We start from the raw sequence: 19312 nt of genomic DNA on the forward strand, positions 1-19312 counted from the left end.
AATGTTTCGACCCGGTGCGCCGGCCTCCTCCCCGGCACATCCGCCCGATGCTGTTTCCAATGCGGAGCCTGCCGCGCACGCCGTGCTGCTGGACGACCCGCAGGAGTGGTCGGCGTTCGGTCGGCCTGTGGGGCCAACGGGCCAGGCTGCCGAAGATCCCGCCAGCTGTGCCTGGGACTCCCAGGTGGTGCTGGACGGCATGCACTGCGCGGCCTGTGCCCTCACCATCGAAGATGCCCTGCGCAGCGTGCCCGGCGTGCTGCAGGCGGATGTGAGCGCTGCCACGCGCCGTGCGCGCGTGGTGTGGCAGCCCTCCCAGGTGCAGCCCTCGCAGTGGATGGACGCTGTGCACAAGGCAGGCTACCGCGCCATGCCCGCCATGGATGCCTTTGCGCGCGAGCAGCGCCAGCGTGAGAACCGCCGCGCGCTGTGGCGCTGGCTGGTGGCAGGCTTTTGCATGATGCAGGTGATGATGTACGCGTGGCCCGCGTACGTGGCGCAACCTGGCGACCTGACGGGCGAGATGGAGCAGTTGCTGCGCTGGGCCTCGTGGGTCATCACGCTGCCCATGGTGGTGTTCTCGTGTGGGCCGTTCTTCAGCAGTGCGCTGCGCGATATTCGCCTGCGCCGCGTCAGCATGGACCTGCCCGTGGCGCTGGGCATGGCCATTACCTTTGTGGTGAGCACGGCGGGCACCTTCGACCCTGCAGGCATCTTTGGCAAGGAGGTGTACTACGACTCGCTGACGATGTTTGTTTTCTTCCTGCTCACGGGCCGCTGGCTGGAGCTGCGCCTGCGCGACCGCACTGCCGGTGCGCTGGAAGCTGTGATGAACCGCCTGCCCGACAGCGTGGAGCGGCGCACTGCCGATGGCAGCTTTGTGCGCGTGGCCACGCGCCGTGTGGTGGCGGGAGACACCATTCGTGTGCTGCCGGGCGAGGCGTTTCCGGCCGATGGGCGCATTACGCTGGGCAGCACGCACGCCGATGAATCCCTGCTGACGGGCGAGTCCACCCCCGTGGCGCGCCCCGTGGGCAGCACGGTCACGGCGGGCAGCTACAACCTGCAGGCGCCGGTGGAGGTGCATGTGGAAGGCACGGGCGGGCAGACCCGCTTTGCGCAGATCGTGGCGCTGATGGAAAGCGCGTCGCTGCAAAAGCCACGCCTTGCCCAATTGGCGGATCGCATTGCGCGGCCGTTTCTGGTGGCGGTGCTCGTGGCAGCGGGCCTGGCTGCGGTGTACTGGTGGCCGTCCGACCCGGGGCATGCCTTGATGGTGGCGGTGGCTGTGCTCATCGTCACCTGCCCCTGCGCGCTGTCGCTGGCCACGCCGGTGGCCATGCTCACCGCCGCTGGCACGCTGGCGCGCCATGGTGTGCTGGTGCGCAACCTGCAGGGGCTGGAGGCGCTGGCCCATGTGGACACCGTGGTGTTCGACAAGACCGGCACGCTCACGCGGGACGGCATGGCCTTGCAGGCCGTACACACCGCCCATGGATGGAGCACGGAAGAGGTGTTGGCTATGGCGGCGTCTCTGGCGCGCCACTCGATGCATCCTGCATCGCGAGCCGTGGTAGCTGCGGCTGCTGCGCTGGATGATGGTCGCTGGGCGGTGACCGATCTGCAGGAAGAAGCCGGGCAGGGCCTGGTGGCCAGGGTGCACGACAGATTGGGGGCCGGACAGCCCGCGCGCCAGGTCCGGCTGGGGTCTGCGCACCATGCCGGCGTGGCGCCTGAAGAAGCGGGGTCGGCGCTGCAGGTGGTGCTGTCGGAGCAGCATGTCAGCGGCGCAGTGTCCGAGCTGGCCCGTTTCGATCTGGTGGAGGACCTGCGCACAGAGGCACCCGCTGTAGTGGCTGCGTTGGAGCAGGGCGGCGTGGCGGTGCAACTGCTGTCGGGCGACCGCGTGGGCGCGGTGCAACGTGTGGCGGCGCAAGCGGGCATTGCCCAGGCGGCGGGCGAGTGCACGCCCCAGGGCAAGCTGGCTGCGTTGCAGTCCTTGCAGGCCGGTGGCCACCAGGTGGCCATGGTGGGCGATGGGCTGAACGATGGCCCGGTGCTGGCAGGGGCCCATGTGTCGTTTGCATTTGGCCGTGCGGTGCCGCTGGCGCAGTCGCAGGCCGATTTTGTGGTGCTGGGCGACAGCCTGGCGCTGGTGCCACAGACCGTGCTGCTGGCGCGCCGTACCTTGCGTGTGGTGCGCCAGAACCTGTGGTGGGCTGCGGGCTACAACGCGTTGTGTGTTCCGCTGGCGGTGGTGGGCTGGATGCCAGCCTGGTTGGCCGGGCTGGGCATGGCGCTCAGCTCGTTGCTGGTGGTGCTCAACGCCGCGCGCCTTGCGCGCGACCTGCCGGCTTTGCCTGCGCAAGGCGAAGACCTGCGGCCACAACAGGGCGCTGTGCCGATTGATATCTCAAAAACAAGCTGGCTGGAGGCTGCCTGATGGACATTCTTTATCTGCTGATTCCACTGTCCGTGGTGCTGGTGCTGATGATTCTGGCGGGCCTGTGGTGGGCGGTCTACCACGGCCAGTTCGAGAGTGTCGAGCAAGAGGGAGAGCGGATTCTCCGAGACGGTTGACTTGTGTCAATGCCCAAAAAAGCTGACTGCAACAAACTCTTACTGCATTACAAAGAGGTGCCCGATGGATTCTCCAAAAACAAATGCTGCGCACTACAACGATACAGTGGTGCGGCAGTTTTCTATCCTGGCCGTGGTTGTGGGGGTGGTTGGCATGCTGGTGGGCGTCATCATCGCCGCCCAGCTTGCCTGGCCTGAACTCAACTTTGGCATTCCGTGGCTCAGTTATGGCCGCTTGCGACCCTTGCACACCAATGCGGTGATCTTTGGGTTTGGTGGCAGTGCGCTGTTCGCCACCAGTTACTACGTGGTGCAACGCACCTGCCAGGTTCGCCTGTTTGCCGGGCCCCTGGCGGCCTTCACCTTCTGGGGATGGGTGCTGGTCATTGCCGGGGCCGTCATCAGCCTGCCAATGGGCTACACCCAGGGCAAGGAATACGCTGAACTCGAATGGCCGATTGACATCCTGATCACGCTGGTATGGGTGTCCTATGCCATCGTGTTCTTTGGCACCATCGGTGTGCGCAAGGTCAAGCACATCTATGTGGCCAACTGGTTCTTTGGCGCGTTCATCCTGGCTGTGGCATTGCTGCACGTGGTCAACAGCGCTGCGATCCCGGCTGACCTCATGAAGAGCTACTCGGCCTACGCCGGTGTGCAGGATGCCATGGTGCAGTGGTGGTATGGCCACAACGCCGTGGGCTTCTTCCTGACCGCAGGCTTCCTGGGCATGATGTACTACTTCATCCCCAAGCAGGCGGGACGACCCGTGTATTCGTATCGCCTGTCGATCGTGCACTTCTGGGCCTTGATCTTCACCTACATGTGGGCCGGCCCTCACCACCTGCACTACACCGCGCTGCCTGACTGGACGCAATCGGTGGGCATGGTGTTCTCGCTGATCCTGCTGGCACCCAGCTGGGGCGGGATGATCAACGGCATCATGACCCTGTCGGGCGCATGGCACAAGCTGCGTGACGACCCCATCCTGCGTTTCCTGATCGTGTCGCTGTCGTTCTACGGCATGTCCACGTTCGAAGGTCCGATGATGTCCATCAAGACCGTCAACGCCCTGAGTCACTACACCGACTGGACCGTGGGCCACGTGCACTCTGGCGCGTTGGGCTGGGTGGGGCTGATCTCGATGGGCTCGCTGTACTACCTGGTGCCCCGACTGTTTGGCCGCGAAAAGATGCACTCCATCAAGGCCATTGAGCTGCACTTCTGGATGGCCACCATCGGCATCGTGCTGTACATCGCCGCGATGTGGATTGCCGGTGTGATGCAAGGCCTGATGTGGCGCGCCATCAACCCCGACGGCACGCTCACCTACACCTTTGTGGAAAGCGTGAAGGCGACCTATCCGTTCTATGTGATCCGCGTGGCCGGTGGCCTGCTGTATCTGGGTGGCATGTTGGTCATGGCCTGGAACGTGTGGATGACAGCGATCTCGGGCCGTTCGGTCAAGGTGGCGATCCCTGCCGTGAATGCGGCCCACGCCTGAGCCGAAGGAGATAACTCATGTCTAACAATAACCCATCGAATTCGACCGGCTTCTCCCATGAAAAGGTGGAAACCAACAACTTCCTGATGATCGTGCTGATCCTCCTGGTCATCGCCATCGGCGGCCTGGTAGAGATCGTGCCACTGTTCTTCCAGAAGTCCACAACCGAGGCGGTCAAGGGCGTGGAGCCTTACAACGCCATGCAACTCGTGGGCCGCGACGTCTACATCCGTGAAGGTTGCTACAACTGCCACTCGCAGATGATCCGCCCGTTCCGCGCTGAAACCCTGCGCTATGGGCACTATTCGGTGGCGGGTGAGTTTGTGTACGACCACCCCTTCCAGTGGGGCAGCAAGCGCACAGGCCCCGACCTGCACCGCGTGGGAGGCAAGTACAGCGACGAATGGCACCGCATCCACCTGAACAACCCGCGTGATGTGGTGCCCGAATCGAACATGCCTGCCTACCCCTGGCTGGAGAAGAACGCCGTGGACCCCGCCAGCGTGGCGCCGCGCATGAAGGCCCTGCGCACTGTGGGTGTGCCGTACACCGACGAACAGATCGCTGCGTCTGCCGCTGATGTCAAGGGCAAGACGGAGATGGAAGCGCTGATTGCGTACCTGCAAGTCATGGGCCGCGCGCTCAAGTAAAGGAGATATCCCCATGGACATCACCACCATGCGCATTGTGGCCACGCTGGCTTCAATGGCCTGTTTCATTGGCATCTGGGTCTGGGCCTATCGAGGCCGCAATAAGGCCCGGTTCGACGAGGCCGCCCAGCTGCCTTTCGAGCAAGATTGACCTTCACCAGAACGAGAACACCCCATGAGTGACTTCACCAGCAATTTCTGGTCGGTCTTTGTGACCACGCTGACCCTGGTCGGCATCATCGCCTGCGGCATTCTGCTTTGGATGGCAGGCCGCAAGAAGGTGATGGCCACGTCCGACAACACTACCGGCCACGTCTGGGACGAAGACCTGGTCGAGATGAACAACCCCCTGCCACGCTGGTGGGTGTGGCTGTTTGTCATCACCATCATCTTCGGCCTGGGCTACCTGGCCGCCTATCCAGGCCTGGGCAGCTTTTCCGGCAAGCTCAACTGGACACAGAAGGGTGAATACGAGGCTGAGATGGCCAAGGCCAAGGCCGAGCTGGAGCCGCTGTATGCCCGGTTTGCCTCGATGAAGCCTGAAGACATTGCCAAGGATCCTCAGGCCCAGGCCATTGGCGAGCGCCTGTTCATGAACAACTGCGCGCAGTGCCATGGCTCGGACGCCCGGGGTAGCAAGGGTTTCCCCAATCTGGCTGATGGCGATTGGTTGCATGGCGGTGCACCCGAGAAGATCCGTGAAACCATCGAGAAGGGCCGTATCGGCAACATGCCTCCCATGGCTGCCGCAGTGGGCTCCCCCGAAGATGTGCGCAATCTCTCGCACTATGTGCTGAGTCTTTCGGGCAGCCCGCATGACTCGCTGCGTGCTTCGTTGGGCAAGTCCAAGTTCACGGCGTGTGCAGCCTGCCACGGAATGGACGGAAAGGGTAATCAGGCACTGGGTGCCCCCAACCTGACCGACGACATCTGGCTGCATGGCTGGGGCGAGGCGGCCATCACTGCCATGGTCAACAACGGCAAGGTCAACCAGATGCCCGCACAGGCGGACAAGCTGACAGAAGCGCAGATCGGTGTGCTGTCGGCCTATGTCTGGGGCTTGTCGAACGGCACCCAGGCCGCTGCACGCTGAGCCTTGGCCACTTGGAGCAGTGCCTAGGCACTGCTCCAGGGGGCAGCGCAAACTGAGAACCACGAAGCAAACGGACCGATACCATCATGAACCCACCCAGCGAGCCTGCTCGCAAGGTCATCCCGATAGCGCCGGTTGCGTCCGATGCCTCATCGCAGGGCGAGATTGTTTCCCTGTACGAAGCGCAAAAGAAGATCTACCCGCGTTCCATCAGTGGCCTCTTCGCGCGTTGGCGCTGGGGTATGGTGTTTCTCACGCAGATCGTTTTCTACGGGCTGCCCTGGTTTGAATGGGGGCAGCGCCAGATGGTGCTGTTTGACCTGGGGGCTCGGCGGTTCTACATCTTCGGCCTGGTTCTGTACCCCCAGGATTTCATCTATCTCACGGGCCTGCTCATTATCTCGGCGTTGTCGCTGTTCCTGTTTACGGCGGTAGCGGGGCGGCTTTGGTGTGGTTTTGCATGCCCGCAAACGGTCTACACCGAAATGTTCATGTGGATCGAGCACAAGATCGAAGGCGATCGCAGTGCGCGGCTTCGCCTGGACAACGGGCCCTGGACCTTCGAGAAGGTCCGCAAGAAGTTTTTCAAGCAGGTCATCTGGATTGCCGTGGCGTTGTGGACGGGGTTCACGTTCGTGGGCTATTTCGTGCCCATCCGCGAACTCGGGGCGGAGCTGTTGGCGGTGCAGGGTGGCTGGCCGATTTTCTGGGTACTGTTCTATGGCTTTGCCACCTATGGCAATGCCGGCTATATGCGCGAACAGGTGTGCAAATACATGTGTCCCTATGCGCGCTTTCAGAGCGCCATGTTTGACAAGGACACGCTGATCGTTACCTACGACCCAGAACGCGGTGAGCAGCGTGGGCCGCGCAAGAAGAACATCGACTACAAGGCCCAGGGGTTGGGCGATTGCATTGACTGCTCGCTGTGTGTGCAGGTGTGCCCCGTGGGCATCGACATTCGCAAGGGCTTGCAGTACGAATGCATTGGCTGCGGCCTGTGCGTGGACGCCTGCAATACCGTGATGGACAAGATGCAGTATCCGCGCGGGCTCATCCGGTTTTCTACGCAGAACGGCGTGGCCAAACGGTGGAGTCAGTCGCAGATCCTGCGCCGTGTGCTGCGGCCACGAGTGCTGATATACAGCGCGGTTCTGGTGGCCCTGTGCGTAGGCATGATGGCCAGCCTTGTCACACGCACGCCTTTGAAGGTGGATGTGGTGCGTGATCGGGCGGCGCTGTCGCGCATCGTGGCGGGTGGAAAGCTGGAGAACATCTACCGCCTGCAGATCATGAACGCCACTGAAGGCCCCCAGCGCTATCGCATCAGTGTGCGTGGCCTTGAAGGGCTGGAGGTCGCTTCTGATGCCGAGGTGGACATCGGTGCGGCGGAGTCCCGGTGGGTGGCCGTCCGTCTGCAGATACCCTATGGATCAGTCCCTTCGGGATCACATGCCGTGCAGTTCGATGTGCAGGCCTTGGGCGCGGACGCCCATGTGAGCGAGAAATCCGTGTTTCTGGTGCCGCGATAACGCAGCGCGCGCCCCGTTGCAAGACCTTCGCGGGTCTTGCTTTGAGCAAGATAATTTTTGAGGAGTAAGCACCATGCCATCCAGTTCCGCCCTCGGCACTGCCCCTTCTGCCGCTGCACCCTGGTGGAGGTTTGGCCATGTTTGGCTGATCATCGCCGGTCCCGTGATCGTGATCATTGCAGGTTTTGTCACCCTGTGGCTCGCGATATCGCGCCCCGACCCCGTGGTCGCTGAGGACTATTACCGCCAGGGCATCGAGATCAACAAGACACTGGCCACCCCAGAAAAAAGCCTGTTGCCAGCCATGAAGGGCCGCAACCACGCGGCCACCCCGGTCCAGGACCAGCCGCGCTGAACCCACCTGGCCGGGCGGCATGCCTGCACGGCCTTACCAGGAGACAAACCAATGTGGATGCAACGCGTGATGTGGATTGCATGGCCGGCCTTTTTGATGGCAGGTGTGATGGAAATGCTGGTTTTTGCGATGGTGGACCCGCAAGACCTTCACTGGTTTGGGCAGCCGTTGGCGTTGTCACGGCAGGGCGTATACACGCTTGCCTTTTTTGCGTTCTGGATGATCACGATGGCATCCAGCGCGTTGACCACGCTGCTCGCGATGTCGCCGTTTGAACTCAACCGTTGCCCGGTTCCCGAAGGCGAGCGCCCCGATGACTGTCGCAAGACATCATCGTGTCCTTGAGCGGTAACGCCACCTGTGGGCAGAGGTCAAGTTGGTGAGAACTGTCAGGGTGGCAGACTACACCGAGTTCAGTGGCAGGCCTGCTGGTTGTTCACGATGCGCTTGAGGGCCTCGGTCTCCAGGATGCGCACATGGCGCTGCTTGACCTCGACAATGCCTTCTTCCACGAACTTGGAGAAGGTGCGGCTCACGGTTTCGAGCTTGAGGCCCAGGTAGCTACCGATCTCTTCGCGGGTCATGCGCAACACGAGTTCGGACTGCGAGAACCCCCGGGCGTGCAGGCGCTGAACCAGGTTGAGCAGGAATGCGGCCAGGCGCTCCTCAGCGCGCATGCTGCCCAGGAGCAGCATCACGCCATGCTCGCGGACAATCTCGCGGCTCATGATCTTGTGCACATGGTGCTGCAAGGCGGTGACTTCGCGGGACAGTTCTTCGATGCGGTCAAAGGGCATGACGCAGACTTCCGCGTCTTCCAGGGCCACTGCATCGCAGGTGTGGTGGTCATTCACGATGCCATCGAGGCCGATGATCTCGCCTGCCATCTGAAAACCCGTGACCTGGTCACGCCCATCTTCGGTGGCCACACATGTTTTGAAGAAGCCGGTGCGAATGGCATAGAGCGAGGTGAAGGATTCGCCATTGCGGAAAAGGGTTCCACCGCGTTTGACCTTGCGGCGAACGGCAACGACCTCGTCAATGCGTTGCAGCTGTTCCTCGTTCAGCCCGACCGGCATGCACAGCTCGCGCAGGTTGCAGTTGGAGCAGGCGACTTTGATGGTGAGCGGGTTCATAGGCACAGGGGCTGGGTAAGGTTTGAGCATATCGCCCCATATGCCTAACAGGCTGGGCCTTTGGGTGCGGGCGGGCGACTGATGTGCATCAAATTGTCGCTGTTCGTCCCGGCCCATCACTTGATGCAGGTCAAGGACATGGAGTGCAGCTTACGGCACAGTCGAAGTGTACGCAAGGAATTTGCCCATGACCGCTGTTTCGCCCGAGCTGCTGCGCCGTTTCGACGTGCCAGGGCCCCGTTATACCTCTTACCCAACAGCTGACCGTTTCGTCGAGGCCTTTGGGCAGGACGACTACGCACTTGCCTTGGAGCAGCGCAGGCTGGGCTCCATGACGAAAGCATTGCCGCTGTCTTTGTACGTGCACATCCCCTTTTGCGAGTCCCTGTGTTACTACTGCGCATGCAACAAGATCATCACCAAACACCATGATCGGGCAGAGGTGTATTTGCGGTATTTGAGCCGCGAGATTGACTTGCACACAGCACACTGCGGCACGGGGCAGGTGGTGAGTCAGCTTCACCTGGGTGGTGGCACGCCCACTTTTCTATCGGACGAGGGCTTGCGGGAGCTGATGGGCATGCTCAAACGCAGCTTTTCGTTGGCGCCGGGCGGGGAGTATTCGATTGAGGTGGACCCTCGCACCGTCAATGCGGACCGCCTTGCCGTGCTGGCGGAACTGGGGTTCAACCGACTGAGCTTTGGAGTGCAGGATTTCGATCCCGAGGTTCAAAAGGCCGTTCATCGCATACAGCCTGCCGAGCAGGTGTTTTCGCTCGTGGAGTCCGCACGTTCGCTGGGTTTTGAATCCATCAATGTGGATTTGATCTACGGCCTGCCTCGGCAGACGCCAGAGTCGTTTGACCGCACGCTGGCCCAGGTTACGCAGCTGCGGCCTGACCGTATCGCGTTGTACGCGTATGCCCATCTGCCAGAACGTTTCAAGCCTCAGCGCCGTATTGTTTCGGCCGAGTTGCCAGCGGCTGCAGGCAAGGTGTCGATGCTCTCCCGTTCGCTGGACGCCTTCATGGATGCTGGGTACGTGTATGTGGGCATGGACCACTTTGCATTGCCTGAGGATGCATTGGCAGTCGCCAAGCGCCAGGGGCGTCTGCACCGCAACTTCCAGGGCTACAGTACGCAACCTGATTGCGACCTGATCGGCCTGGGGGTGTCTGCGATTGGCCGGGTCGGAGCTACCTACAGCCAAAATGCCAAGACCCTGGATGAGTATTACGATTTTCTGAACCAGGGGCGCCTGCCCGTTGTTCGTGGATTGGCCCTGACGCGTGACGATCTTGTGCGCCGCGCAGTCATCATGGCCTTGATGTGCCAAGGCGAGCTGTTGTTTGAGCCCATGGAGCAAGCGTGGTTGATCGACTTTCGCCACTACTTCTCTGCGGAGCTGGCGCAACTGGAAACCATGGCCGAGCAGGGGCTTGTGGTGGTGCGGCCCGATGGGGTCGAGGTCACTGCCATGGGCTGGTTCTTTGTGCGTGGCATTGCCATGGTCTTTGACCGTTACCTGCAGGCTGACCGCAACCGCGCCCGTTTTTCGCGCATCATCTGATCCTCATGATTGCTACGGTCGCCTCAACCGCCTTGCTGATGGGGCTCGTTGGCGGGTCCCATTGTTTGGCCATGTGTTCTGCGCCTTGTGGGGCATTGATCGGGCAGGGCGGTGGGGGCATGGCGTCCACAGCCGGTGGAGATGCGCAGCCACAGGCAACTCCCCAGACGGTGCAGACGGTGCAGTGGGTGCCCCGTGGCGGTGTCATTCGGCGCGCCGTCGCTTTTCATGCTGGCCGCTTGGCCGGGTACGCTGTGGCGGGTGGCTTGGCTGCATGGGCCATGGATAGCCTGGCATGGTTGACCCAGCAGACCGTGGCACTTCGCCCTGCGTGGACCCTGATGCATGTTGCGGTGATGGCGTGGGGTTTGATGATGGTGATCCAGGCGCGCCAGCCCCAGTGGGTAGAGCAGGCGGGCCGTACCGTATGGGCGCGTGTGCGGCCTCTCGTCAGTGCACCAGGCGGGGTTCTGGTTGCTGGGGGGCTTTGGGCCTTGATGCCCTGTGGCTTGCTCTATTCAGCGCTGCTCGTGGCTGCGCTGAGCGGTGGGCCTCTGGAAGGGGCGTTCAGCATGGCGCTTTTTGGCCTGGGCAGTGGTGTGTGGCTGGTGGGCGGGCCCTTGGTGTGGATTCGGCTGAAAGCAGGGGTCAATGCGAAACGTGCGGACTGGGGAACGCGCATCGCAGGAGGGTTGCTGTGCGCAGTGGCCAGCTGGGCACTCTGGATGGACCTGGTCTACAAACCGTCGTTGTGGTGCCGCTAGCCAGCAGTTCCCCCATTCGCAAGCTGCGGTGCGACGGGGTTCGGGAGGCCTCGTAAATCCATGTCTATACAAGGGTGATCAACGCCTGCCCTTGGTGAGAAAGGCAAGTGTTGCCGTGCCGCTGCGGCGCAGGCGCACTCCTTCGACAAGACCCTCGAACTGGCGATAATCTGTGTAACTATTGGTGGCATTGACGTCGCCATGTTTCACACACCTTGAAGTGAACTCCTCCATCCTCATCGACATCAGCCAACTGCGTGTCGGCATGTACATCCAGCTCGACGTGGGTTGGTTGCACCATCCGTTCCCGGTGAGCAGCTTTCGTGTGGCGGCGGCGGAGCAGATTGCCACCTTGCGTGAGCTGGGGCTCACCGAGGTGCGGTACTTTCCCAAAAAGAGCGATCCAGAACTGAGGGAACTCGTGCCTGCAGCCTGGAGCGTGCCGGAAATGAAGGCATCGTCTTCGAGTGCACCAGAGGCTGCGACAGCTACTGCTAAGGTGGACCCAGAGGCGCAGCGCAGGCGTGAATTGCTGGAGGCCCAGAACCGGACGCTGGCGGCCTGCAATCAGCGGTTTGGGGAGGCCACGCGGCAATACCAGGCGCTGGAGCGGGTCGTCTCGGAGCACCCCGACCAGGCCCGTACCAAAGGCGAAACGCTGGTGTCAGGTTGCGTGGCCGAGCTCCTGGAAAACGGTGATTCTGTCATCCGGCTGTTGTCGGAAGGGGTGGGCGAGCGCAATGCCCTGCACCCGATCAACGTGATGGTGATCTCTTTGCTGCTGGGCCGTGCGTTGGGCATGAAAAGTGCCGAGCTGCACGACCTTGGCATTGCCGCGCTGATTCATGATCTGGGCAAGCTCAAGCTGCCGCCGAATCTCAGGCAACCTACGCCCTCCATGATTCCGATGGAGCGTACGCGTTACGAGACCCATGTGGCTGAGTCCGTGACACTGGCCACGCGCATGGGGCTGCCCGAACCTGTGATTACCGCCGTTGCTCGGCACCATGAGATGGCCGATGGCAGTGGGTTTCCGCTGCGGTTGTCGGGGCCCGATCTGGGGCGCGCGAGCCAGGTGCTCGCCCTCGTCAATCGCTACGACCGCATGTGCAATCCCGCCAATGGAGTGGATGCGCTCACACCCCACGAGGCTTTGTCGGTCATCTTTGCACAGCTCAAGGCGCGCTTCGATTCAGTGGTGCTCGGGGCATTCATTCGCATGATGGGGGTGTACCCGCCGGGCTCCATCGTCCAGCTGGTGAACGACCGCTATGCGATTGTTGCCTCGGTCAACTCTTCGCGTCCGCTGCGGCCCAAGGTCATCGTCCATGACTCCCGGGTGCCCAAGGATGAGGCTCCCATCTTGGACCTGGAAACTGTGCCCGAGCTGGGTATCCGGCGCAGCCTCAAGCCTGCGCAACTGCCGCGCGATGCGCTGGACTACCTCTCTCCGCGGCAGCGTATCTGTTACTTTTTCGAGCGTGCGGTCAGCCCCGGTCCCGAAGAGGCAGGGTCGTGACCGTTTCGCAGTCCCACGGCTGGCTCGACGGTTTACAGGAGGCCGTCTGGCTGGTCGATGAGACCAGCCTGCTCATCCTTCACGCGAATGCCGCCGCGCAGCGGCTGGTGGGTTTGCCTGTGGCCGAGATGGTGGGTACGCCCGTGTTGCGTCTGGCCTCCACGCCGCAGGACATGGCGTTCTGGGGGGAGTCGGCCCAGGTGGTTGCAGATGGCATTCATTCCCACACCAGCCTTTTGCGCGCTGACGGCACCCTGGTTCCAGTCAATCGTCAGGTGACGCGCGTTCCTGCAGAGGTCGCTTCTGGCACGGTCTTCATGCTGACCATGCTGGATCGCAGTGTCCAGGAATCGACCGAGCGCGAGCTGGAAACTTTGCTGTCTGAGCTGCGCGCCACGCTGGATTCTGCCGCTGACGGCATGCTCGTGTGCAGCCTCGATGGCCGGGTGCGGGCTTTCAATCAGCGGCTTGCGCAACTGTGGAATATTCCGCGCGATTTGCTGGTGCGGCGCGACGATGCGGCTGTCTATGCGCACATGGAGGCCCAGGTTGAGGACGCACGTGCCTATGCGGAGCGTTTGGCTGCCATCGCCCGAGAGCCGATGCAGGAGAGCACCGACATTCTGGTGTTGCGAAATGGCTTGGTGCTGGAGTTGCGCACCGTGCCGCAGTTCAGCCAGGGGCGGCCCGTGGGGCGGGTGTATTCGTACCGGGACATCACCCGCCAGACCGAGATACAGGCCAGCCTGAGACTGGCCGCACGGGTGTTCGAGTCCAGCCTGGACGCCATCTTCATCGCCGACAGCCAGCACCGGGTCTTGCGCATGAACCCAGGCTGCGAGCGGCTGGTGGGGCCGTCTGCCAAATCGTTTGAAGGGTGCCTGGCGGCGTCGTTGTTCGGTGGTGGGTCGGACGCGGCTTTCATGGAGCAGGTGCTGCAGGGGTGGGCCAAGGAGGGTTTCTGGGAAGGCGAGCTGTGGCTGCCCCGTGACAACGGCACCTATTGCGCAGTGCAGTTGTCATGGGTGGCGCTGCGCGACGACGAAGAGCGTCTGGTGCAGAGCATCGGCTTCATGCGGGATCTGACGCTGCAGCACGCCGCCCAGAAGCGCATTGAGGAGCTGGCCTACAGCGACGTACTCACGGGCCTGCCCAACCGTCTGCTGTTGTCGCAGCGTGTGGACACTGCCATCCAGGGGGCGCGCCAGAGCGACACGGGCTTTGCCATCCTGTTTCTGGATCTCGACCGCTTCAAGATCATCAATGACTCCCTCGGCCACCCTTTCGGTGACCGTGTGCTGCAACTGGTGGCCGAGCGCCTGCAGGCCTGCCTGCGCCAGACGGACATGTTGTGCCGACTGGGTGGCGATGAATTTGTCATCTACCTGCATGGCGGTGATGCCGTGGTGGCTGAGAGCGTGGCGCGCCGCATCCTGGAAGACATGCTCAGGCCCTTCATGCTTGACAGCATGGGCTTCTCCATCCAGTGCAGCATTGGCATGGCGCTGTACCCACAGGACGGTGCGACGCTGGACGATCTCATCAAGCAGGCTGACACGGCCATGTACCGTGTCAAAGAGCGCGGCCGGGGTAGCTATGGCTTTTACCAGCCGCAGATGAATGCCAATCTGCTGTCGCGCATGCAGATGGAGCATGCGATGCGCCAGGCGCTGGGGCTTGACCGCATGGCAGTGCACTACCAACCACAGGTCAACATGGCCACCGGGCGCATCACGGGGGCCGAAGCGCTGATACGCTGGACCGACCCGGAGTTCGGTGCAGTATCACCTGGGCAGTTCATCCCCCTGGCGGAGGAGTCTGGCTACATCGTGACGCTGGGCGCGTGGGTCATGGAGCAGGCCGTGCGTGAGGCGGCGGTGTGGATGCACAGTGGCATGCCGATCATGATTTCGGTGAACGTGTCGGCGCTGGAGTTCCGGCAGCCTGATTTCGTGGACCGCATCACCCGGCTACTGGCGGTGCACCAGTTGCCGCCCACGCTGCTGGAACTGGAGCTGACGGAAACCATCCTGCTGCAGGATGCACAGGAAATGGAGCAGCGCCTGCGTGTGCTCGCCGGGCTTGGCATTGGACTCGCCATCGACGATTTCGGCACCGGGTATTCCAGCCTGGCGTACCTGAAGAAGCTGCCGATCCACAAGCTCAAGATCGACCAGTCCTTTGTGCGTGGCCTGCCCGACGATGATGGAGACCGGGCCATCGTGAGTGCCATCATCAGCATGGGGCGTGCCATGCACATTGAGGTGGTGGCAGAGGGGGTGGAAACAGAAACCCAGCAGGCGGTGTTGCTGCAGATGCAGTGCGACCACTACCAGGGATTTCTCTGCGCGCCAGGGCTTCCTGCCCAGGAGTTTCGCGCCATGCTTGCCAGGCCCTTGCCTTTGAATGCGCGGGGGCGGCGCAGTTCGGTCCAGAACTAAGGCAACCTGGTGCTAGGGCCCCCCGGTAGCATGGAGGTCGGTCCAGAGACGCTTAAAACGCCGCGATGCCCTTCCAGAGCATGTACGCCGCCAGCCCGAACAACAGCGATGCGAATACACGCTTGAGCTGCTTGACTGGCAGGCTGTGTGCTGCTTTGGCTCCCAGTGGCGCGGTGAGCACGCTGCAGGTCGCGATCACGGCCAGGGCGGGGAGCCAGATGTAGCCCAGCGAGGCGGTTGGCAATCCCTCCACGTTCTGCCCTCCGATCACATAGCCCACCACGTTGGCCAGTGCGATGGGAAAACCCAGCGCCGCACTGGTGGCTACCGCATTGTGGATGGGCACGTTGCACCAGGTCATGAACGGCACGCTCACAAAGCCACCACCGGCCCCTACCAGGCCTGAAAGGAATCCGATCACACCACCTGCCGCCACCTGGCCTGCACCACCGGGCATCTGGCGCGTGGGGGCGGGTTTTTTGTCCAGAAACATCTGCGTGGCCGAAAAACTCACGAACAACGCGAAGAAGATGGCTAGGAACGAACCCTTGAGCAGCGCAAACACGCCCAGGCTCGCAATGAAACCACCGAGCACGATGCCAGGCGCCAGCCGCTTGACGATGTCCCAGCGCACGGCGCCGCGCTGGTGGTGGGCCCGCACACTGGAGATCGACGTGAACATGATGGTGGCCATCGAGGTCGCAATCGCCATCTTCACCGCCAGATCGGGTGCGACCTTTTGCGCGCCCAGGATGTAGGTCAGGAACGGGACCAGCAGCATCCCGCCGCCAATGCCCAGTAGGCCCGCCAGAAAACCTGTGGCCAGGCCCAGGACACCGAGTTCAACAATCAGCAGGGGATCGAGCATTGCGCGACGTCAGACAAAGGGGTGGAAAGAGGAGAGGGAAGGCGGGGAGATGCCCTGTCGGAGATGCTGCAGCGTGGGGTTGCGTGGACAGGGGCATGGGGAAGAAGGTGTCTGCGAATGCCACCGGACTCTCATCCTGAACCGGGGGTTCAGGTGGGCGAGGGCAGCCAAGCGTTGGGTTCATCTGACGCGAGATGATCACGCTCACCGGGCAATGTACCAAGCCCGAGCTCGTTGAGCATTGGTTCAAGGAAATATAAAGCCCGGCGGCTTCGCAGACAACGCCATTGTAGGCGCTGCCTGCACGGGTTGAGTGTCTGGGGCCATGTAAAGCCCGTAAGCCTTGAGGGGTGCAGATCGGGGGCAATCCGGCAGGCTTGGCGATGTGCTGGGGGGCTGTCAAAGAAGGCGGCCGTCGTCGCCCAATGCCTGATCCAATCGCTGCACCAGGGCATGAAGGCGCTGCTGGTCTTCGTCGGGTAGGAGGGTTTCCTGCGTACCCGTGCTGGCAGCGGTTGCGATGGTGGTGCTGGCCGTTTTGGCGGCGGCACCTGCTGCCAGGTCGGCAGCCTCGCGGTCGGCGATTTCGAAAGCCAGGTTCAAGGCCGCCAGCACCGCAATGCGTTCGCGGGCGCGGACCTTGCCCGCATCGCGGATGCGGATCATCGCGGTATCGACACGCTCCACAGCATCCAGCAGGCGGCTTTCGTGGCCCTCGGGGCAGGTCAGCAGGTAGCTTTGCTGCAGGATCTGCACCTCGATTTGCTTCATTCGGCTTCCTTGGTGACAGCGGCGGGGGCTGCGGCGGGCAGGCGCTCCAGCAGTGCATCCACGCGGGCGCGGGCGGCGCTGAGGCGGGATTTGAGGGAGTCCCGTTCTTGCGTCAGCGCGGCCACCTGATCGGTCAGCAGCGCGTTGGTGCGTTGCAGTTCTGCGTGGCGCAGCAGCAGGCGGTCGACGCGCTCGGCGATCTGGTCGGTGGGGGACGGTGTTGCCATACAGCCCCCGATTGTAGGGTTGCAGGCTGTAAACAGCCGTAAAATCGCGCGGTTGGTGCTCGCGGTGTGGTTCACATGCCGCAGTTCAACGGGAAGCAGGGAGGCGCAGTACCACCGGTACACGCCCAGCCTGCGCTGCCCCCGCAACGGTCAGCGGACGAGTCTTTCGACTCTCTCTCCATCCATACGCCACTGAGCGCCTTGAACAAGCGCATGGGAAGGCATTGGGGGGTGTTCCGCCAGCCCGGATACCGGCCAACACGGTGGCTGCGTGCGCCCTTTTTTGGAGCTGCGCGGCTGTATCACCCACATGCTGGCGGGAGGCCGGCCCGGGTTGTTTGTTGACGATGATCCCCATGAAAATCCGTACCCTTCGTGCGCGCCCTTTGGCGCTGCTGCGCCTGCCTGCCCACCGTGTGGCCCTGTTGACCCTGGCGGTTGGCAGTGCCTGCAGTGCGCTGGCCCAGAGTGCCCCGGCAACCGGCGAACTGCTGGCCCAGAACCTGCGCGCGCCCTCGCTCGCCGAAACCGTGGTGGCCGCCACGCGCACGCCGCAGCCGCTGTCCGACCTGGTGGCCGACATCTCCATCGTGGACCGCGAAACCATCGAAAGCAGCGGCGCCACTGGCCTGGCCGACCTGCTGGCCCGTCTGCCGGGTGTGGAGTTCTCGCGCAATGGCGGCCCGGGTGCCACCACGGGTGTATTCCTGCGCGGTGCTGAATCGCGCTTCACAGCGGTATATATCGACGGGGTGCGCATCGATTCGCAGTCCACCGGGGGGGCGCCGTGGGAGAGCATTCCGCTCGGCCTCATCGATCGCATCGAAGTGCTGCGCGGCCCCGCAGGCGCCGTATACGGATCGGATGCCATGGGCGGCGTGGTGCAGATTTTCACCAAGCGCGGCGAGAACGGCACGGCGCCGTATGTGGGCGTGGGCATTGGCAACCACAACACCACCAAGGTGGAGGCCGGCATCAGCGGGGCCAGCGGCACCGTGGACTACGCGCTGGGCTTTGCGCGCGATGACAGCAAGGGCTTCAACGCCCGCGCGGTGGCCACCCAGAACCCTGACCGCGACGGCTATCGCACCACGGCAGGCCATGCCCGCGTGGGCCTGCAGGTCGATGTGGCGCATCGGCTGGAGGGAACGCTCATGGTCAATGACTCCAACAGCGGCTACGACAGCGGGCTGGGCAAGGACGACCGCAACCTGCACACCATGCACGCCCTGGGCCTCAACTGGATTGCCCAGTGGAGCAGCGCCTACAAGACGCGCCTGTCCATCACCGACTCGCGCGATGAATACGAAACCCGCCCCTCGCCCTACCTGAGCGACACGCGCCTGCGTGGCTACTACTTCCAGAACGAATGGCGCCAGGGCGCGCACCTGGTCACGGCCGCGTTGGAGCGCCGTGAAGACCGCCTCGAAAACTCCCCCATCGATGCCAAGCGCTCGCAGGACGCGCTGGCCCTGGGCTACGGCTACAACGCTGCAGGCCACACCGTGCAGCTCAACCTGCGCCACGATTCCGACAGCGAGTTTGGCGGCAAGAGCACCGGCAGCGTGGCCTACGGCTACGCCATCACACCGCAGTGGCGCGCTACGGCATCGGTGGGCACGGCCTTCCGCGCGCCCACGCTGTACCACCGCTTCAGCGAATACGGCGTGGCCACGCTGCGCCCCGAAAGCAGCCGCAATGCCGAAGTGGCGCTGCGCTATGCCCAGGGCAACAGCACCTTCTCTGCCACGCTGTTCCGCAACCGTGTCAGCAACCTGATTTCGTTCTCTGGCCCCGGCACCTGCCTGTCGGATTTTGGCTGCTACGCCAACACGGCCCGCGCCGAATACAAGGGCGTCACGTTTGCGGGCTCGCACCGCGTGGGCGATGTGCAGCTGCACGGCTCCATTGACTTGCAACGCCCGCGTGATCTGGACACCGGCAAGCAGCTGGCGCGCCGCGCCAAGCAGCACGCCACCTTCGGCGCCGACACCCGCCTGGCGGGCTGGACCGTGGGCGCCGAAGTGCAGGCATCAGGCCGCCGCTTCGACACCGTGGCCAATACCAATGTGCTCGGCGGCTATGCGCTGGTCAACCTGTATGCCAGCACCCGCCTTGCACGCGACTACACGCTGCTGGCGCGCATCGACAACCTGGCCGACAAGGACTACCAGCTGGCCCGCACCTATGCCACCGCAGGCCGCACGGTATACGTCGGTGTGAAGTGGGCGCCTCAATGAAGCCCCCCCTGAGTCGCTGCGCGCCTTCCCCCCGGAGGGGGAACGCCACCCGTGGCCTGGCG

At 63.0% G+C, this 19312-nt stretch carries 18 protein-coding genes and 1 riboswitch; of the genes, 14 read left to right on the forward strand and 4 right to left on the reverse strand.

The window, feature by feature from the left end:
* Position 1: 1 nt before the first annotated feature.
* From C8C94_RS02705 to C8C94_RS02745, 9 genes are all read left to right on the forward strand, one after another.
* Positions 2-2443: a cation-translocating P-type ATPase gene (locus C8C94_RS02705; RefSeq protein WP_233573565.1), complete on the forward strand. Its 2442-nt coding sequence runs from the start codon at positions 2-4 to the stop codon at positions 2441-2443.
* Entirely contained in the window at positions 2443-2580 is a 138-nt protein-coding gene (gene ccoS / locus C8C94_RS02710; RefSeq protein ID WP_008906189.1) for a cbb3-type cytochrome oxidase assembly protein CcoS, read from the forward strand. The genes C8C94_RS02705 and ccoS overlap by 1 nt, the downstream gene beginning before the upstream one ends.
* Positions 2581-2644: 64 nt before the next feature.
* Positions 2645-4084 carry a cytochrome-c oxidase, cbb3-type subunit I gene (gene ccoN / locus C8C94_RS02715; RefSeq protein ID WP_055395190.1) on the forward strand — a complete coding sequence of 480 codons (1440 nt, stop codon included), beginning with the start codon at positions 2645-2647 and terminating at the stop codon, positions 4082-4084.
* A 17-nt stretch (positions 4085-4101) separates the two neighbouring features.
* A complete protein-coding gene (gene ccoO, locus C8C94_RS02720) occupies positions 4102-4734 on the forward strand; it encodes a cytochrome-c oxidase, cbb3-type subunit II (RefSeq protein WP_055395192.1) in 633 nt (210 codons plus the stop codon).
* Between the two features lie 13 nt (positions 4735-4747).
* Positions 4748-4885 (forward strand): cbb3-type cytochrome c oxidase subunit 3, encoded by a 138-nt coding sequence (locus C8C94_RS02725; RefSeq protein ID WP_055395194.1) that lies wholly within the window; start codon positions 4748-4750, stop codon positions 4883-4885.
* Between the two features lie 24 nt (positions 4886-4909).
* On the forward strand, positions 4910-5827 hold the full coding sequence (ccoP, locus tag C8C94_RS02730; protein ID WP_055395196.1) for a cytochrome-c oxidase, cbb3-type subunit III: 918 nt from the start codon (positions 4910-4912) through the stop codon (positions 5825-5827).
* Positions 5828-5913: 86 nt separating this feature from the next.
* Positions 5914-7359, forward strand: coding sequence for a cytochrome c oxidase accessory protein CcoG (ccoG, locus tag C8C94_RS02735; RefSeq protein ID WP_121419623.1), 1446 nt, complete (start codon positions 5914-5916; stop codon positions 7357-7359).
* A 73-nt stretch (positions 7360-7432) separates the two neighbouring features.
* A complete protein-coding gene (locus tag C8C94_RS02740; RefSeq protein WP_055395201.1) occupies positions 7433-7714 on the forward strand; it encodes a FixH family protein in 282 nt (93 codons plus the stop codon).
* 51 nt (positions 7715-7765) lie between these two features.
* Positions 7766-8059 (forward strand): hypothetical protein, encoded by a 294-nt coding sequence (locus C8C94_RS02745; protein WP_055395203.1) that lies wholly within the window; start codon positions 7766-7768, stop codon positions 8057-8059.
* A gap of 68 nt (positions 8060-8127) precedes the next feature.
* Here C8C94_RS02745 and fnr read toward each other — a convergent pair whose 3' ends face one another.
* Complete coding sequence (gene fnr / locus C8C94_RS02750; protein WP_121419624.1) at positions 8128-8850, reverse strand: fumarate/nitrate reduction transcriptional regulator Fnr; 723 nt, start codon at positions 8848-8850, stop codon at positions 8128-8130.
* 187 nt (positions 8851-9037) lie between these two features.
* On the opposite strand from fnr, the gene hemN reads away from it, so the two are divergent.
* The 4 genes from hemN to C8C94_RS02770 all read left to right on the forward strand — a co-directional run bounded on the left by hemN (position 9038) and on the right by C8C94_RS02770 (position 15144).
* Positions 9038-10420, forward strand: a complete 1383-nt coding sequence (gene hemN, locus C8C94_RS02755) for an oxygen-independent coproporphyrinogen III oxidase (RefSeq protein ID WP_055395207.1) — start codon at positions 9038-9040, stop codon at positions 10418-10420.
* Positions 10421-10425: 5 nt separating this feature from the next.
* On the forward strand, positions 10426-11184 hold the full coding sequence (locus tag C8C94_RS02760) for a sulfite exporter TauE/SafE family protein (RefSeq protein WP_121419625.1): 759 nt from the start codon (positions 10426-10428) through the stop codon (positions 11182-11184).
* 220 nt (positions 11185-11404) lie between these two features.
* Positions 11405-12703, forward strand: a complete 1299-nt coding sequence (locus C8C94_RS02765) for an HD-GYP domain-containing protein (RefSeq protein ID WP_121419626.1) — start codon at positions 11405-11407, stop codon at positions 12701-12703.
* The gene (locus C8C94_RS02770) at positions 12700-15144 is read left to right on the forward strand and encodes a bifunctional diguanylate cyclase/phosphodiesterase (RefSeq protein ID WP_121419627.1); all 2445 of its coding nucleotides are present in this window, start codon (positions 12700-12702) and stop codon (positions 15142-15144) included. The genes C8C94_RS02765 and C8C94_RS02770 overlap by 4 nt, the downstream gene beginning before the upstream one ends.
* Before the next feature lie 52 nt (positions 15145-15196).
* Here the strand turns inward: C8C94_RS02770 and C8C94_RS02775 are convergent, their stop codons facing one another.
* From C8C94_RS02775 to C8C94_RS02785, 3 genes are all read right to left on the reverse strand, one after another.
* Entirely contained in the window at positions 15197-16012 is an 816-nt protein-coding gene (locus tag C8C94_RS02775) for a sulfite exporter TauE/SafE family protein (RefSeq protein WP_055395215.1), read from the reverse strand.
* Positions 16013-16411: 399 nt separating this feature from the next.
* Positions 16412-16783 (reverse strand): cell division protein ZapA, encoded by a 372-nt coding sequence (locus C8C94_RS02780; protein ID WP_055395217.1) that lies wholly within the window; start codon positions 16781-16783, stop codon positions 16412-16414.
* Positions 16780-17010 (reverse strand): hypothetical protein, encoded by a 231-nt coding sequence (locus tag C8C94_RS02785; RefSeq protein ID WP_055395219.1) that lies wholly within the window; start codon positions 17008-17010, stop codon positions 16780-16782. The genes C8C94_RS02780 and C8C94_RS02785 overlap by 4 nt, the downstream gene beginning before the upstream one ends.
* 36 nt (positions 17011-17046) lie before the next feature.
* A riboswitch (cobalamin riboswitch) is annotated at positions 17047-17285 on the forward strand.
* Positions 17286-17366: 81 nt separating this feature from the next.
* On the opposite strand from C8C94_RS02785, the gene C8C94_RS02790 reads away from it, so the two are divergent.
* The gene (locus C8C94_RS02790; protein ID WP_121422658.1) at positions 17367-19250 is read left to right on the forward strand and encodes a TonB-dependent receptor domain-containing protein; all 1884 of its coding nucleotides are present in this window, start codon (positions 17367-17369) and stop codon (positions 19248-19250) included.
* Positions 19251-19312 lie beyond the last annotated feature (62 nt).

This window comes from Acidovorax sp. 94 (genome assembly GCF_003634645.1).
GTDB lineage: Bacteria > Pseudomonadota > Gammaproteobacteria > Burkholderiales > Burkholderiaceae_C > Acidovorax > Acidovorax facilis.